Here is a 14044-nt window from a genome sequence, read left to right as displayed (position 1 = left end):
AAAGCTTTGGCTGCAGCGAACCAAACATCGACTCGCCTTGCCTTCTTACCCAGCGTCTGGCTGTGCTCGACAAGCGGGGCGAATGTTATAGTCAGCTTTCACTGCCGTCAACACTAAAACGTAAAAAATTCAGTGAGATAAAGGAGTTACGGGAAATTGCTGACCAGCCGCCTTTGCCCGCCCGGCTTGTCATGCGAGAATGCGCGTCCTTTTTCAATCATTTCCGATGGTTAACCAAGCGTCATGACCGCACAACTAATCGACGGCAAAGCGATCGCCGCTAGCCTGCGCCAGCAGATCGCCCAACGTGTCGCCGAGCGTCGCCAACAGGGCCTTCGTACCCCTGGCCTGGCGGTGATCCTGGTAGGCAGCGACCCCGCCTCTCAGGTGTATGTCTCGCACAAGCGCAAAGACTGTGAAGAAGTTGGTTTCCTGTCCCGGGCCTACGACCTGCCGGCCAGCACCAGCCAGACTGAGCTGCGCGACCTGATCGACAGCCTTAATGAAGACCCCAGCATCGACGGTATCCTGGTCCAGCTTCCGCTACCGGAGCACCTGGACGCCTCCCTGCTGCTGGAGCGCATTCGCCCAGATAAAGATGTCGACGGCTTTCACCCCTACAACATCGGCCGCTTAGCACAACGCATCCCAGTGCTGCGCCCCTGCACCCCCAAAGGCATTATGACCCTGCTGGCCAGTACCGGCGCCGATCTGTACGGCATGAATGCAGTCATCGTTGGCGCTTCCAACATCGTTGGCCGACCGATGGCGATGGAGTTGCTGTTGGCTGGCTGCACTGTAACGGTCACACACCGCTTCACTCGCGACCTGGCTGGCCATGTAGGCAATGCCGATCTGGTCGTGGTTGCAGCCGGCAAACCCGGACTGGTCAAAGGCGAGTGGATCAAAGAAGGCGCTATCGTTATTGACGTTGGAATCAACCGCCAGGAAGACGGCAAACTGGTCGGCGACGTGGTATACGAAACCGCCCTACCTCGCGCCGGCTGGATTACCCCGGTACCTGGCGGCGTGGGCCCGATGACGCGTGCCTGCCTGCTGGAAAACACCCTGTACGCAGCCGAACATCTACACACCTAAGCCGTACAGACGCAAAAAAGGCCGCAGAACAGGCTGTGCGAAAACGTACTAATGGTTGACCAAGCAAACGCCCCGACTGGTTCGGGGCGTTTTGCTGTGTGCGGACCCAGGGGAGAAAAAGGCTGTATCAGCCCATCAATCCGATGAGGTGGCGTGCGCCGAGCACGTTGATCGCTCTTTTGAGGTTATAGGCCTGTACCGCTAAGGCCATTTCGGTTCGTGCTCCCTTCAATTGGCGAAGCAGGAAGCGACCATTACCAAATAGCCATTGTTTGAGGTTGCCAAATGGATGCTCGACGATGGATCGCCTACTCGCCATCATCTCGGGCTGCGCCTGCAGCCGCTGCTCCATTCGCTCAAAGGCCGCCTCGTGGGCATGGCGTCTCAGGTAGCGACGCTGGGCGTTGGTGCACTGTGCCTTGAGCGGGCAAGCGCTGCAGTCGCTGATCGCCGCGTGGTAGATACGCTCCCCGCGATTCAGTTGCTTGAGCGTCAGCAACTTGCCTGCCGGACAGCGGTACTGGTCGCTCTCTGCGTCGTAAGTGAAATCACTTCGCTCGAACAGCTGCGTATCACCACCCCGGTTGTTAACTGCCCGGTTGGGCGGCACATAGGCGGTAATGCCGGCATCTTCGCATGCCTGGAACTGCTCGCCGTTGGAGTAACCGGCATCGGCAGTGACCGTCAGCACGTCCTGCTGCAACTCGGACTGGGCGGCTTTAGCCATCGGCTCGAGCTGCTGGGTATCGTTGCCGTCCTGTGTGACCTCGTGATGCAGGATCAGGCAATGCTCGGCGTCCACAGCTGTTTGCACGTTGTAAGCGACGCGCCCACCCCGAGGGGTACGCATCATCCGGGCATCGCTCTCGGTGGTGATGAATTGCTCAAGCTCCAGGGCCTGCATCAGTGCTTGGCAAGTCAGGTTGTCGGCCTGTTTGGCTTGCAGTCGCTCCAGCGCCGTTTTTACCGCACTACGGTCAACGGCCTCATTGGCTTCGGACTTGTCCGCCTCATCCAGCTCCGCCAGGTACTGGGCGATACGCTTATCCAGCTTCTCTTGCTGACGCTTGAGCTTCTTCAGATCCACATGCCGACGCGCTGAGGCCACGGCCTTGAATTTGCTGCCATCGATGGCCACCAACTCTCCGGCGATCAGCCCGGCTTGACGGCAAAACTGCACGAAGGCCCGACAGGTCGCGCTGAACGCTTGTCCGTTGTCCTTGCGGTAATCGGCGATGGTCTTGAAGTCCGGCTTGAGCCGATTGAGCAACCACATGACTTCGACGTTGCGCAGGCATTCAGCTTCGAGGCGTCGGGAGGAGCGGATGCGGTGGAAATAGCCATACAGGTACAGCTTGAGCAGGTCCGCCGGATCGTAGGCAGGACGCCCCGTACTCTTGGGAGTGGCTTTGGCAAACCCGAGTAGCTTGAGGTCCAGTCGAGCCACGTAGGCATCGATCACACGGACCAGATGTCGTCGGGAATCAACCTTCCAGCACCAACAGACTGGTCTGGTCTCGCGCCTCCTTGGATGACGCCTCGTGCCCAACGTCGATCATTGGGCCATCGGCTCAAGGACCAAGACCTCGCGATTACCCAAGGCAGTCGCGGCCTTCGTGTGCAGTTTTGCCGTCAAGCCGGGCTGATCGCCGGAGAGTTGGTGGCCATCGATGCAGCAAATTCAAGGCCGTGGCCTCAGCGCGTCGGCATGTGGATCTGAAGAAGCTCAAGCGTCAGCAAGAGAAGCTGGATAAGCGTATCGCCCAGTACCTGGCGGAGCTGGATGAGGCGGACAAGTCCGAAGCCAATGAGGCCGTTGACCGTAGTGCGGTAAAAACGGCGCTGGAGCGACTGCAAGCCAAACAGGCCGACAACCTGACTTGCCAAGCACTGATGCAGGCCCTGGAGCTTGAGCAATTCATCACCACCGAGAGCGATGCCCGGATGATGCGTACCCCTCGGGGTGGGCGCGTCGCTTACAACGTGCAAACAGCTGTGGACGCCGAGCATTGCCTGATCCTGCATCACGAGGTCACACAGGACGGCAACGATACCCAGCAGCTCGAGCCGATGGCTAAAGCCGCCCAGTCCGAGTTGCAGCAGGACGTGCTGACGGTCACTGCCGATGCCGGTTACTCCAACGGCGAGCAGTTCCAGGCATGCGAAGATGCCGGCATTACCGCCTATGTGCCGCCCAACCGGGCAGTTAACAACCGGGGTGGTGATACGCAGCTGTTCGAGCGAAGTGATTTCACTTACGACGCAGAGAGCGACCAGTACCGCTGTCCGGCAGGCAAGTTGCTGACGCTCAAGCAACTGAATCGCGGGGAGCGTATCTACCACGCGGCGATCAGCGACTGCAGCGCTTGCCCGCTCAAGGCACAGTGCACCAACGCCCAGCGTCGCTACCTGAGACGCCATGCCCACGAGGCGGCCTTTGAGCGAATGGAGCAGCGGCTGCAGGCGCAGCCCGAGATGATGGCGAGTAGGCGATCCATCGTCGAGCATCCATTTGGCAACCTCAAACAATGGCTATTTGGTAATGGTCGCTTCCTGCTTCGCCAATTGAAGGGAGCACGAACCGAAATGGCCTTAGCGGTACAGGCCTATAACCTCAAAAGAGCGATCAACGTGCTCGGCGCACGCCACCTCATCGGATTGATGGGCTGATACAGCCTTTTTCTCCCCTGGGTCCGCACACAGCAAAACGCCCCGAACCAGTCGGGGCGTTTGCTTGGTCAACCATTAGTACGTTTTCGCACAGCCTGTTCTGCGGCCTTTTTTGCGTCTGTACGGCTTAGGTGTGTAGATGTTCGGCTGCGTACAGGGTGTTTTCCAGCAGGCAGGCACGCGTCATCGGGCCCACGCCGCCAGGTACCGGGGTAATCCAGCCGGCGCGAGGTAGGGCGGTTTCGTATACCACGTCGCCGACCAGTTTGCCGTCTTCCTGGCGGTTGATTCCAACGTCAATAACGATAGCGCCTTCTTTGATCCACTCGCCTTTGACCAGTCCGGGTTTGCCGGCTGCAACCACGACCAGATCGGCATTGCCTACATGGCCAGCCAGGTCGCGAGTGAAGCGGTGTGTGACCGTTACAGTGCAGCCAGCCAACAGCAACTCCATCGCCATCGGTCGGCCAACGATGTTGGAAGCGCCAACGATGACTGCATTCATGCCGTACAGATCGGCGCCGGTACTGGCCAGCAGGGTCATAATGCCTTTGGGGGTGCAGGGGCGCAGCACTGGGATGCGTTGTGCTAAGCGGCCGATGTTGTAGGGGTGAAAGCCGTCGACATCTTTATCTGGGCGAATGCGCTCCAGCAGCAGGGAGGCGTCCAGGTGCTCCGGTAGCGGAAGCTGGACCAGGATACCGTCGATGCTGGGGTCTTCATTAAGGCTGTCGATCAGGTCGCGCAGCTCAGTCTGGCTGGTGCTGGCCGGCAGGTCGTAGGCCCGGGACAGGAAACCAACTTCTTCACAGTCTTTGCGCTTGTGCGAGACATACACCTGAGAGGCGGGGTCGCTGCCTACCAGGATCACCGCCAGGCCAGGGGTACGAAGGCCCTGTTGGCGACGCTCGGCGACACGTTGGGCGATCTGCTGGCGCAGGCTAGCGGCGATCGCTTTGCCGTCGATTAGTTGTGCGGTCATGACGCTTGGTTAACCATCGGAAATGATTGAAAAAGGACGCGCATTCTCGCATGACAAGCCGGGCGGGCAAAGGCGGCTGGTCAGCAATTTCCCGTAACTCCTTTATCTCACTGAATTTTTTACGTTTTAGTGTTGACGGCAGTGAAAGCTGACTATAACATTCGCCCCGCTTGTCGAGCACAGCCAGACGCTGGGTAAGAAGGCAAGGCGAGTCGATGTTTGGTTCGCTGCAGCCAAAGCTTTAAGTCTGCGCTTCATGCGGAATGCAGATGAATAAGTGCCCGTAGCTCAGCTGGATAGAGCATCCGCCTTCTAAGCGGATGGTCGCAGGTTCGAGTCCTGCCGGGCACGCCAATAGGCTGTTTGGCACAAGTAGCGCAATATGGTGGGCGTAGCTCAGTTGGTAGAGCACAGGATTGTGACTCCTGTTGTCGTGGGTTCGATCCCCATCGTCCACCCCATATTCGAAAAGACGCCAGACCTCAAAGTCTGGCGTCTTTGCTTCAAAGCCTGTTACGCGGACGTGGTGGAATTGGTAGACACACTGGATTTAGGTTCCAGCGCCGCAAGGCGTGAGATTCGAGTCTCTCCGTCCGCACCACCTTATAAATCAAGGGGTTACGAGCTTTAACAGCGCTCCTCCTTGATGCGCTGGAACAGCAGCGTGAACTAAACGTGAACTGCCGTGTTCGCGTAGCCCATCCAGTACCCGCACGGCAGCCCTGACCCTGGCCGGCGCCAAATGCGCATACCGCTCGGTCATCATGATGGTCGAGTGGCCGAGTAAATCCCTGACCTCCGCCAGCGCCACCCCAGCACTGATTAAGTGCGCCGCGCAGGTATGCCGCAGATCGTGAATCACCAGGTCATCGATGTGTGCGGACTTGCAGGCGCTGACAAAACCCTGGCGAATGCTTGCCACCCGATCACCTGTTGCCCTGGCAAATACCCAGGGTGATCCCGGGCAAGCCTCTGCCCGATATGCCATCCGGCCCTTCAGGGCATCCATAGCCCCGTCATTCAGCGGGATGCTCCGGCGCTTACCGGCCTTGGTGTGCTGTCCTTCCAAGTAGATCAGGCGATTGACCAGATCCACGCGGCGCCACTCAAGCCCGAGCATTTCCTCCTTCCTGCAGCCGGTGTTGACCGCCAGATGGATAAAGTCCACCAGCAGCGCGCCATTCCTTTGTTTGCTGGCTACCCGACAGAGCGATTCAACCTCTGCCCGTGTCAGCCAGCGCACCCTGCCTTCCGGCTCACGCATCGTCCGACCCTTCACGGGGTTGGGTAGGGCCCATTCATACTCGACATTGCACCAGTTAATGGCTGCCGACAGCGCCGCAAGCTCCCGGTTGATCGTCGCTGCCGATGCGCCTGCCGCATGGCGCTTTGTCGTGTAGGCGCGGATCTGTGGGCCATCCAGGGCATTCATCACCACGCCTGTAAACTGGGCGCGCAATGCTTTAACCCGATGAGTTGTGGTCTCGTAGCTGCGCTGATGCTGGCTGGCGTTGCGCAGGTAGGGGAGCATCACCTCTTCGAAGCTCCGGGTGGATTCACCCCCCATTCCTTTTCCTTCCAGGCATCGGCCCGCGACTGTTGCTCTAGGGCTTTTGCCGCTGCGAAGTCGGTAGTTCCAGCAGAGCGTCGAGTTCTTTTGCCATCTGATTGTTTGACAAAGATCCACCAGTAGGGTGAATCCGCTCTTTTGTAGGGCATACGGGTACCTCCGTAATGCCGCCCGCGTTGGAGATACTAGCAGCGGCGGCCTCATCGATCATCTGCTGAAGCTGTTCTGCGTGGACGCGAACACCACGTTTCATCAGCCGAACGGATGGGATCAGGCGGTCACTGACCATGCGGTATGCAGTGGTACGGCTGACGCCGAGCATACCTGCCGCCTGCTCAACTGAAATAAGGCTCATGGCAATACCTCGCGGCCGCGAGTATTGCCGGCGGCGCGAGTATGAGTGGTCTCGTCGGCGCTGCGGCAGATGGCGACGATCACGGTGAGCTTGTGCATGACCAGGAATTTCTCGCTCTGCGTATCGCCGTCGTCAGCTTCCACGTAACGGGAGGCCATCGTCTTAATCACCTCATCCAGCCCCACAAGCGCGTCGACCAGGTGCAGCGGCTCGCAAGGCTCCCAGCGCGTCCACAACCCTACCAGGGTGACCGGCTGCGAGTAGCGCGGGCGGTCTCCTATGCCGGCGGGCGGGAGCGCTGACGCCTTGTCCATGCGCTCTGTCGAGGTCGTCAGGGCAAGCGCCCTGATCGCCTTGTCCAGCTGGTGCCAGTGCTGGCTACCCTTACCATGACGTGAATCCAACTCAACTAGCGGGCGGTCGACTGCCCTGGCTGAGACGTGTCGGTTGCTGGGAGAGTCGCAAGGGATGAACCAGCCAAGCCGGTAGAGGGTAAATGGCGTTAGGTCTCGGTGGGACTGGTTGCGGGTTTCAGCAGTGCTGCGGATGAACGCCAGGCGTTCGTCGGCAGTCATCCTTTCCACGGCGGTGCTGGGACGATACTTATTTTCATTGGGCGCCCTGGTCGTACCCCTGAAAACCAAGGGCCGAAGTTCCTGGTACAAAAGAGAGGAAAAAGGCCCGGACAACCCGGGCACTAAATGTGAGTGCCGCCCTTTCGTTTGGGGCGGTCACCCGTAATCAATCCTAACGATTTAAGTATTAACCAACTCCTGATTTTCTGCCGAAATCTGCTCTGCAGGCCCCGGAATTACTGGCTTTTCAGCTTGCGCGAAGTTGTACCAGGCACCTCGTTGTTCGGTATGTTTGGCCAACCTCGCCGCGATGACTTGGAATGGTTGAACCGTGCGCATCTCCTTGTTGGTGATGCAAGACCATAGGCCGCTTGTTTATCAGGAGGCGCTGACCTCAAGCGCATACACCTCGCCCGTGCCCAGCCGCGGCCAGAACCCACCGCAATCACCACGCCCCGGTTGGGCCGCTCGGCCACCTCTTCGGGCAGCACAATGCTGTCGGTGGTCTTGGTTTTTTCGGGGCAAATCCACAGACCTCTTGGGCTTTTGTCATTGGGTGCAATTTGGGTCTAGTTGAGGGTTGGTTGAGGAGCGTGATGGTGTGCCTTTTAGGATCGGTTTGAGCGCACCGATGAATCGACCCTTTTTTTGTAGACGTTTCTGAACGTCCGCAAAGGGTCCAGGCTGTGTGAAAACGTTTTGAGTGCCAAGCGCTGATCAATCAATGATCAAATTCGGTGCTCTCTCGCGGATTCTATGCAAGCTAGCTCGGATAACTTCTGCAGATTTCGCGTAGCAACGCGAACCTCAGATTTGAGCGGGAGTTTTCACACAGCCTGGGTCGCAAGCAGACCTTCACGACCGGCAGCTAACGACCCAATCAATCAATTTTCAATTCGAGTTGGGTGCATCCACCTGTGAGCGGGGGCGAACAACGGTTCAGGCCAAAACCCGAAGCAGGCCTGCAGATGGCCTGAACACGATGCAAAAATCCATGTGGAACTAATCAGCAACCCCACTGGTAACCACAGTGAATTTCCGGCTGAACTCGAAGACCTCGCAGACCCCCGTGTGCCCAGCCGGAATCGAGACGGCATCGCCTGCGCTCATCTCGAATCGCTCGCCGGTGTCCATGGTAATTGCGATACGCCCCTCGATCAGCACGAAGGCTTCGTCGTTGTCGAAGCGCCAGTCGAACTTCGAAGGTTGCGACGTGAAGAACGCCACGGCTTTGTACGGGGTCTTCACGCCGACGGTGCGTAGAAGCTTCATGCGGGTGTCGGGATTACCTTCGATCACATCATCACCCAGCGGGTAGGCAAGCCAGCCATCGGGGGTATTCAGCGATGCCAGGGCGACAGAATCGATCGGGTTGGGCAGTTGGGAGCGAGCAGTCATCTTCGGAGCCTCGTATCGGAAGAGGTGGATGAACGGCTATGACAAGTGGCATAGTCGAGGCTGAGGCTACACCAAAATATGACAGGTGGCATAATTTTTACGATGAGCACTTCTACTCGTGACCGAATGATCGCCGGGGCCGCGGATCTTCTTCGCCGTAAGGGCATGACAGCGACCAGCATGCGTGAGGTCGTGCGTTACTCGAACACCCCGCGCGGTTCGATTGCGCACCACTTTCCCGGCGGCAAGCGTCAGCTACTCGAAGCTGCCGTCGACCACGCGGGCCGAGAAGTTAGCGAGCCGCTGGCGCAGCTACTGGGCAAGCATGGTCCGGTGAAAGGCTTGGAGATGTTCGTTGCCTTGTGGCGAAAAATCCTTGAAGAGACAGCCTTCCAGGCCGGTTGTGCGGTGCTGGCCGTAGCGGTTGAGCAGTACGCTTCCGACCAGCGCGGCGAGTCGGAGACCGAGCTGGAAGCGCAGATCCAGCTGCAGCTGCTGGACCAGGCCAACGGCATCTTTGTGCAATGGCAGGAAATCATCAGTCATTCGCTACAGGAAGCGGCGTAGCGGACATCCGCTCTCGCAGCTTGGCACTGCTGGCGATTGCTTCCCATCGAGGGTTCTGTCGCGCTGTGCAGAGCCGCTCGCAGTGTGGAGCCGCTCGACCTGATCTGGCAGGAATTGCAACGGGAGTTTTGAGCGGGAGTTGACCTAGACGCGAGTTCCCACTAGTTCCAGCTGGCGCAGGCCACGCTCGGTCACTGCGTCTATGTAGCTCGGATCGCCGTAGATACGAGCCAGCAGGATAGCCCCTCGAAGTCCGCGACCAGTTGCCTCGCCAGTCGTTGCGCCTCCTCCTGGCTGTACCCGGCGCTATAGAGCTTGGCGAACGCGGCAGTCCAGTCATCCAGGAAGCGCCGGATCGGCTCCATAAGCTCCACCTTGCCATAGGTGGCGTCGACCGCGACGACGCCCATCAGGCAGCCAATCGAGTCGTCCTGGAAGAGCTTCTTGGCTTTGCGCCCCATGCTTGTGAGTCGCTCATGCGGAGCCAGGTCTTCATCGAAGGCGATGGAGAACAGCGACTGTTTCAACCGCTCATGCGTCCAGTCCAGCACGTCCCGCAGGAGCGATTCCTTGTTGGGGTAGTGATGGTAGAAGGACGCCTTGGTTAGCCCGCAGGCGGATGACAACGCATCCATGGTGGTGCCGTGGTAGCCGAGGCGCTTGAAGGTATTGGCGCAACGCTGCAGAAGCTCATCGCGTGGGATTTTCAGTGGGCGCACGGGCTACTCCTGCTCTAAATCATGCAGATTGATTCTATGTCATAAGCCTTGGCGTCTCAATTTGACGGTTACCGAATGTTTGTTTAGTTTTTGCAAACCGAACATTCGGTAAGTAATTAAGGATTGCTTGGAAAACCAGGCAGCACCCTTTCATAAAGCCAGGAGAGTCTCCCATGAGCGAAGCAAACAGCGGTCCGGGTCGCGTCACCCGAGAGCAGCGTGGTCATCTGTTCCTTATCGGCCTCGACCGGGCCGGCAAACGTAATGCTTTCGACAGCGCCATGCTGACCGACCTGGCCCTGGCCTTGGGCGAGTACGAGCGCAACGATGAGATGCGCTGCGCCGTCGTGTTCGCCCACGGCGAGCATTTCACAGCTGGCCTCGATCTGATGGAGCTGACGCCGAAGCTGGCTTCGGGGCTTCAAGTATCCGGATGAAGGCATCGATCCGTGGGGGCGTATCGAAACCGCGCCGCGCTAAGCCGGTAGTGCTCGCCGTGCAAGGCACCTGCTGGACCGCCGGGATCGAGCTGGTGCTCAACGCCGACATCGCCATCCGCCGCCAGTAACACCCGCTTCGCTCACCTGGAAGTGCTGCGCGGCATTCCGCCGTCCGGTGGCTCCACCGTGCGCTTTACCCAGGCCGCAGGTTGGACCAACGCCATGCGCTACATGCTGACCGGCGAAGAGTTCGGTGCTGACGAGGCTCTGGCTATGCGTTTGCTGACCGAGGTCGTTGAGCCTGGCCAAGAGCTGGCGCGCGCCATCGAGTACGCCGAGCGCATCGCCAAAGCCGCTCCTCTGGCCATCAAGGCCACCCTGCAGTCTGCCTTCCAGGCGCGCGACGAGGGCGACGATGCTGCGCTCTCCAAACTCAACGAACTGCTGTTCACGCTGATCAAGAGCGAAGACCTGCGTGAAGGCGTCATGGCGATGATGCAGAAGCGTGAACCGGTGTTCAAAGGTCGTTAACTGATAAGGCAGGGGCAAGAGATGCTGCAGTACCAAGCTCCACTGGAGGAGTTCAACTTCCTCGCTCACAAGGTTCTTCGACTTTCAGAGCTGTTGCCTCTGCTGCCAGAGCACCACCATATCGACGCCGACCTGTTCAGGGCCACTCTGGAGGTCGGTGCCGAACTCACCCAAGAGCAGCTGCTGCCCCTGAACGGCAGTGGTGATGCCGAGGGTTGCAGGCTTGAACATGGCGGAGTCATAACCCCACAGGGCTTCAAGTCAGCTTACCGTCTGTTCTACGAGAACGGCTGGCCGGCCCTGACAGTCCCGCTGTCCATTGGGGGGCAAGGCTTCCACCAAGGAGCGGCAAGCGCGTCTTCTTGTGACGAAATATGCCTTCGTTCCACAACCATGTCTTTCTAGCAACTTATTCGCCAAGTGGCGGCGAAGGTGTGCTTCGGTTGCGTCGACTCGCTTCGGCGATGAAGACGGGTTCGATCCCTCTTCTCTGAAACTAGCCAGTGGCGAATGGTTAGGCAGCCATGTGCCTTACCCGAGCCGCAGGCCGCCAGCGATCTGTGGCCTGTTCGCACGAACTGCAAGTGACGTGCAGTCGGACGAGCTTGCCTACCTCCTCGTGGACCCGATATTCATCACTCGAAACGCGGACCCAACGAATTTTCCTTTTTGACCGAGAACATCGTTACGCTGGGTTCTCGCAAAACGGAAGGGGCCTCCGGCAGGTAATGAGCGGCCTCACCATACTTCGTTCGTGCGAAGTACCAAAGGGGATTGCCTCCTGCTCGCCCACCGGAGGTGTCGGTTCATCGCGCTTGAGCACAAACAAGGCATTACGTTGCCCAACGCACAGGCCGCCTGGCAATTCGAGAGAATTTGCCCGGGGGTTTACCGCGTCGGTGAATTGAACCGCGGCCTTCCTGCAATGTCTGCTGATGACAGTGCGGCGGCTCGCCGTGGTGGTGCAAACCGTAGGCCTGGCCGGAGGTCGCTTACCAGAGACAGCGCTGCGGCTAGACCACAGGAGCGTTTTCAAGCCGTGCACTGAACGGGTCCACGCACACCCGACAACCCGCCGACCTCTGTTAAGTCATATTGGCGTCAAGATCGAGCCTCGTTCAGAGCAGCGGCTCGTTTATCGGTCAGCACGCTTGCTCGTGGTCTGGGGGCGGTCATCAGACACTCGCACTCGCGCCAGATAGCGTGTTGCAGACCACGAGCCTTGAAAAACGCCATCTCACTGGTTGTGAGCTGCGCAGGCCGATAGGTGTGAGTAAGGAGCTGAGGCGCGACGTTACGGCCAAGGCTACGGTTTGCACACCCACGGCGAGCCGCGCACTGATCATCAGCGAGGACATGCAATGTGCCCGCAGGTATTCAATTCACCGACGCGGTAACCCCTGGTGCATTCTCCGATGCCAGGGGCATGTGGGCGGTTTGGCACGCATGCCATGTTGTGCCTCAACGCGCGATGACCGACACCCCGTGGGCGAGGCAGGAGCATCCCCTTGGTTAATATCCGGCACGACGCATAGTGGCTGAGGCCGCCAGTAACCTGCCGGAGCCCCTTCACGTTCTGGCGAGAACCAGTGAACTGATGTTCTCGGTAGATGTGGTCGCGTTCCGAGAAGCATTCTGGTTCCACTGAGGATGGTAGGGAAGCGTCCGACTGCGTACTGCTAGTCGTGCGAAATCAGCGCCAAGATCGCTGCCGCTGCGGCTCCGGGTAAGGCCCATGGTGCCTAACCATTCGCCACTGGCTAGTTTTTGTTTCAGAGAGCAGGGAATCGAACCCCTCAATCGACGACAGCGGTCGAGCAACGAAGCACACCTTCGCGGGGCAACGTTGGCGCAAATGCTGAAAGATAGGTTGGTGAAAGGAGAAATCTCGCAACAAGAAGACGCCTGCCGCCTCCTGGGAAGGCCTTGCCCCCAATGGACAAGCGGGGACTGTTCAGGGCCCGGCCTACGTTCTCGTAGACAGACGGTAAGCCTGACTTGGCAAGCCCTGTGGGTTATGAATGACTACGACATGTTCAGCTGCACCTCAGGCATCACCACTGCCGTTCAGGGGCAGCAGCTGCTCTTTGGGTGGAGTTCGGCACGACCTCCAGAGTGGCCCTGAAACAGGTCGCGTCCGATATGGAGGGTGGTGCTCATGGCAGCAGAGGCACGAGTCTCTGAGTCGACGAACCTTGTGAGCGAGGTAAGTTGAACTCCTTCGAGTGGAGCTTGGTCCATATGCAGCAAATCATCTTTGCCCCTGCTTATCACGTTAACGACCTTGAACACGGTTCACGCTTCTGGCATCATCGCATGAGCCTTCACACGCAGGTCTTCGCTCTTGAATAGCGTGAACAGCAGTTCCGTTGAGTTGGCAGAGGCGCAGCATCCGCTCATGTGCGTCTCGCGCCTCGCACATCGCGAAAGGTGCAGTACTACATGCAGGGGTGGCGTCGTGGATAAGGATTCAGGCCAGAGAGAGGCGGCTTTTGACGGATCGCGTCGTTGCGTACTCGATGGCGCGCGGCCCAGGCCAGTGTCTTGAGCATGGCGCACCTCAACGACCTCGGGTGGCAGCAAACGCATATAGCCGAGCCTCGTCACGCACGAAGCGTTCTATCTGGGAGCCGCGCACTCTTTGTAGTAGTCGCCTGCGGCTTGAACTCGAACTTTCGATACGGGAGAGCGTCTGGGACCACGCTGGTGCGCTGGGTAAGACGCCAGCACCCGGTGGCGGCCACCACGGCGGAATGCCGGCAGGCACTTTCCAAGGTGGAGCGAGCGGGTGTATGGCGGCAGTATGCGTGTCAGACCAGAGATTTGATGCCTTAGGACGACAGCTGATCCCGGCGGGTCCATGCAGGTGCTTGCACGGCGAGCAACTACCTGGCCTTGCGGGCGGCGCGGTTTTCGTACGCCCGCAGATCGGGGATGCCTTCATCCGGATACTTGAAGCCACGAAGCCAGCTTCGGCGTCAGCTTCCAACAAGATCGAGGCCAGCTGTGGAATGCTTCGCTGATGGCGAACACGGACGGCGCAGCGAGCATCTCATCTTGCGCTCGTACTGCGCCCAAGGCCGGGGCCAGGTGGTCAGCATGGCGTGTCGGAAAGCCATTAACGTTTCCGGCCACGGTC

At 59.0% G+C, this 14044-nt stretch carries 8 protein-coding genes, 3 tRNA genes and 5 pseudogenes; 7 read left to right on the top strand and 9 right to left on the bottom strand.

Translation table 11 applies throughout. From position 1 onward, the window contains the following. The first annotated feature begins 243 nt into the window (after window positions 1-243). Entirely contained in the window at window positions 244-1098 is an 855-nt protein-coding gene (gene folD / locus D3879_RS22280; RefSeq protein ID WP_119956427.1) for a bifunctional methylenetetrahydrofolate dehydrogenase/methenyltetrahydrofolate cyclohydrolase FolD, read from the top strand. A gap of 127 nt (window positions 1099-1225) precedes the next feature. On the opposite strand, the pseudogene D3879_RS22275 reads toward folD (D3879_RS22280), so the two are convergent. Then, window positions 1226-2631, bottom strand: a pseudogene (locus D3879_RS22275) (IS1182 family transposase). An 85-nt stretch (window positions 2632-2716) separates the two neighbouring features. Between D3879_RS22275 and D3879_RS22270 the strand changes: the two are divergent. Next, a pseudogene (locus D3879_RS22270) lies at window positions 2717-3768 on the top strand (IS1182 family transposase); the annotation flags it as partial. Between the two features lie 127 nt (window positions 3769-3895). Here D3879_RS22270 and folD (D3879_RS22265) read toward each other — a convergent pair. Continuing rightward, window positions 3896-4750, bottom strand: a complete 855-nt coding sequence (folD, locus tag D3879_RS22265) for a bifunctional methylenetetrahydrofolate dehydrogenase/methenyltetrahydrofolate cyclohydrolase FolD (protein ID WP_119956427.1) — start codon at window positions 4748-4750, stop codon at window positions 3896-3898. Window positions 4751-5027: 277 nt separating this feature from the next. Between folD (D3879_RS22265) and D3879_RS22260 the strand changes: the two genes are divergently transcribed. The 3 genes from D3879_RS22260 to D3879_RS22250 all read left to right on the top strand — a co-directional run bounded on the left by D3879_RS22260 (window position 5028) and on the right by D3879_RS22250 (window position 5351). Continuing rightward, a tRNA-Arg gene (locus D3879_RS22260) sits at window positions 5028-5104 on the top strand. A gap of 31 nt (window positions 5105-5135) precedes the next feature. Then, a tRNA-His gene (locus D3879_RS22255) sits at window positions 5136-5211 on the top strand. 56 nt (window positions 5212-5267) lie between these two features. Continuing rightward, a tRNA-Leu gene (locus tag D3879_RS22250) sits at window positions 5268-5351 on the top strand. Between the two features lie 9 nt (window positions 5352-5360). On the opposite strand, the gene D3879_RS22245 is transcribed toward D3879_RS22250, so the two are convergent. The 5 genes and pseudogenes from D3879_RS22245 to D3879_RS22225 all read right to left on the bottom strand — a co-directional run bounded on the left by D3879_RS22245 (window position 5361) and on the right by D3879_RS22225 (window position 8648). After that, window positions 5361-6317, bottom strand: coding sequence for a tyrosine-type recombinase/integrase (locus tag D3879_RS22245; RefSeq protein ID WP_238474302.1), 957 nt, complete (start codon window positions 6315-6317; stop codon window positions 5361-5363). A 37-nt stretch (window positions 6318-6354) separates the two neighbouring features. Next, the gene (locus D3879_RS22240; protein WP_119956433.1) at window positions 6355-6675 is read right to left on the bottom strand and encodes a helix-turn-helix transcriptional regulator; all 321 of its coding nucleotides are present in this window, start codon (window positions 6673-6675) and stop codon (window positions 6355-6357) included. After that, window positions 6672-7250, bottom strand: a complete 579-nt coding sequence (locus D3879_RS22235; RefSeq protein WP_119956432.1) for a hypothetical protein — start codon at window positions 7248-7250, stop codon at window positions 6672-6674. Before D3879_RS22235 ends, D3879_RS22240 begins: the two co-directional genes overlap by 4 nt. A gap of 390 nt (window positions 7251-7640) precedes the next feature. Then, window positions 7641-7813 (bottom strand): annotated as a pseudogene (locus tag D3879_RS27220) (hypothetical protein); the annotation flags it as partial. Between the two features lie 439 nt (window positions 7814-8252). After that, the gene (locus tag D3879_RS22225) at window positions 8253-8648 is read right to left on the bottom strand and encodes a cupin domain-containing protein (RefSeq protein ID WP_119956430.1); all 396 of its coding nucleotides are present in this window, start codon (window positions 8646-8648) and stop codon (window positions 8253-8255) included. A gap of 102 nt (window positions 8649-8750) precedes the next feature. Here D3879_RS22225 and D3879_RS22220 point away from each other — a divergent pair, with 102 nt between their 5' ends. Then, on the top strand, window positions 8751-9215 hold the full coding sequence (locus D3879_RS22220) for a TetR/AcrR family transcriptional regulator (RefSeq protein ID WP_218567858.1): 465 nt from the start codon (window positions 8751-8753) through the stop codon (window positions 9213-9215). 144 nt (window positions 9216-9359) lie between these two features. Here the strand turns inward: D3879_RS22220 and D3879_RS22215 are convergent. Further along, a pseudogene (locus tag D3879_RS22215) lies at window positions 9360-9934 on the bottom strand (TetR/AcrR family transcriptional regulator). Window positions 9935-10107: 173 nt separating this feature from the next. Between D3879_RS22215 and D3879_RS22210 the strand changes: the two are divergent. Beyond that, window positions 10108-10905, top strand: a pseudogene (locus tag D3879_RS22210) (crotonase/enoyl-CoA hydratase family protein). Window positions 10906-10989: 84 nt separating this feature from the next. On the opposite strand, the gene D3879_RS26585 reads toward D3879_RS22210, so the two are convergent. Next, window positions 10990-11136 (bottom strand): hypothetical protein, encoded by a 147-nt coding sequence (locus tag D3879_RS26585; protein WP_158592107.1) that lies wholly within the window; start codon window positions 11134-11136, stop codon window positions 10990-10992. Between the last annotated feature and the right edge of the window lie 2908 nt (window positions 11137-14044).

This window comes from Pseudomonas cavernicola, assembly GCF_003596405.1.
Classification (GTDB): domain Bacteria; phylum Pseudomonadota; class Gammaproteobacteria; order Pseudomonadales; family Pseudomonadaceae; genus Aquipseudomonas; species Aquipseudomonas cavernicola.
This window is presented reverse-complemented; position numbering and strand designations above follow the sequence as displayed.

Bases quoted from the DNA above. Each gene is read 5' to 3' on its own strand.
- folD (WP_119956427.1), top strand. From the start codon at position 244: ATGACCGCACAACTAATCGACGGCAAAGCGATCGCCGCTAGCCTGCGC.
- folD (WP_119956427.1), bottom strand. From the start codon at position 4,750: ATGACCGCACAACTAATCGACGGCAAAGCGATCGCCGCTAGCCTGCGC.
- D3879_RS22245 (WP_238474302.1), bottom strand. From the start codon at position 6,317: ATGGGGGGTGAATCCACCCGGAGCTTCGAAGAGGTGATGCTCCCCTAC.
- D3879_RS22240 (WP_119956433.1), bottom strand. From the start codon at position 6,675: ATGAGCCTTATTTCAGTTGAGCAGGCGGCAGGTATGCTCGGCGTCAGC.
- D3879_RS22235 (WP_119956432.1), bottom strand. From the start codon at position 7,250: ATGACTGCCGACGAACGCCTGGCGTTCATCCGCAGCACTGCTGAAACC.
- D3879_RS22225 (WP_119956430.1), bottom strand. From the start codon at position 8,648: ATGACTGCTCGCTCCCAACTGCCCAACCCGATCGATTCTGTCGCCCTG.
- D3879_RS22220 (WP_218567858.1), top strand. From the start codon at position 8,751: ATGAGCACTTCTACTCGTGACCGAATGATCGCCGGGGCCGCGGATCTT.
- D3879_RS26585 (WP_158592107.1), bottom strand. From the start codon at position 11,136: ATGTTCAAGCCTGCAACCCTCGGCATCACCACTGCCGTTCAGGGGCAG.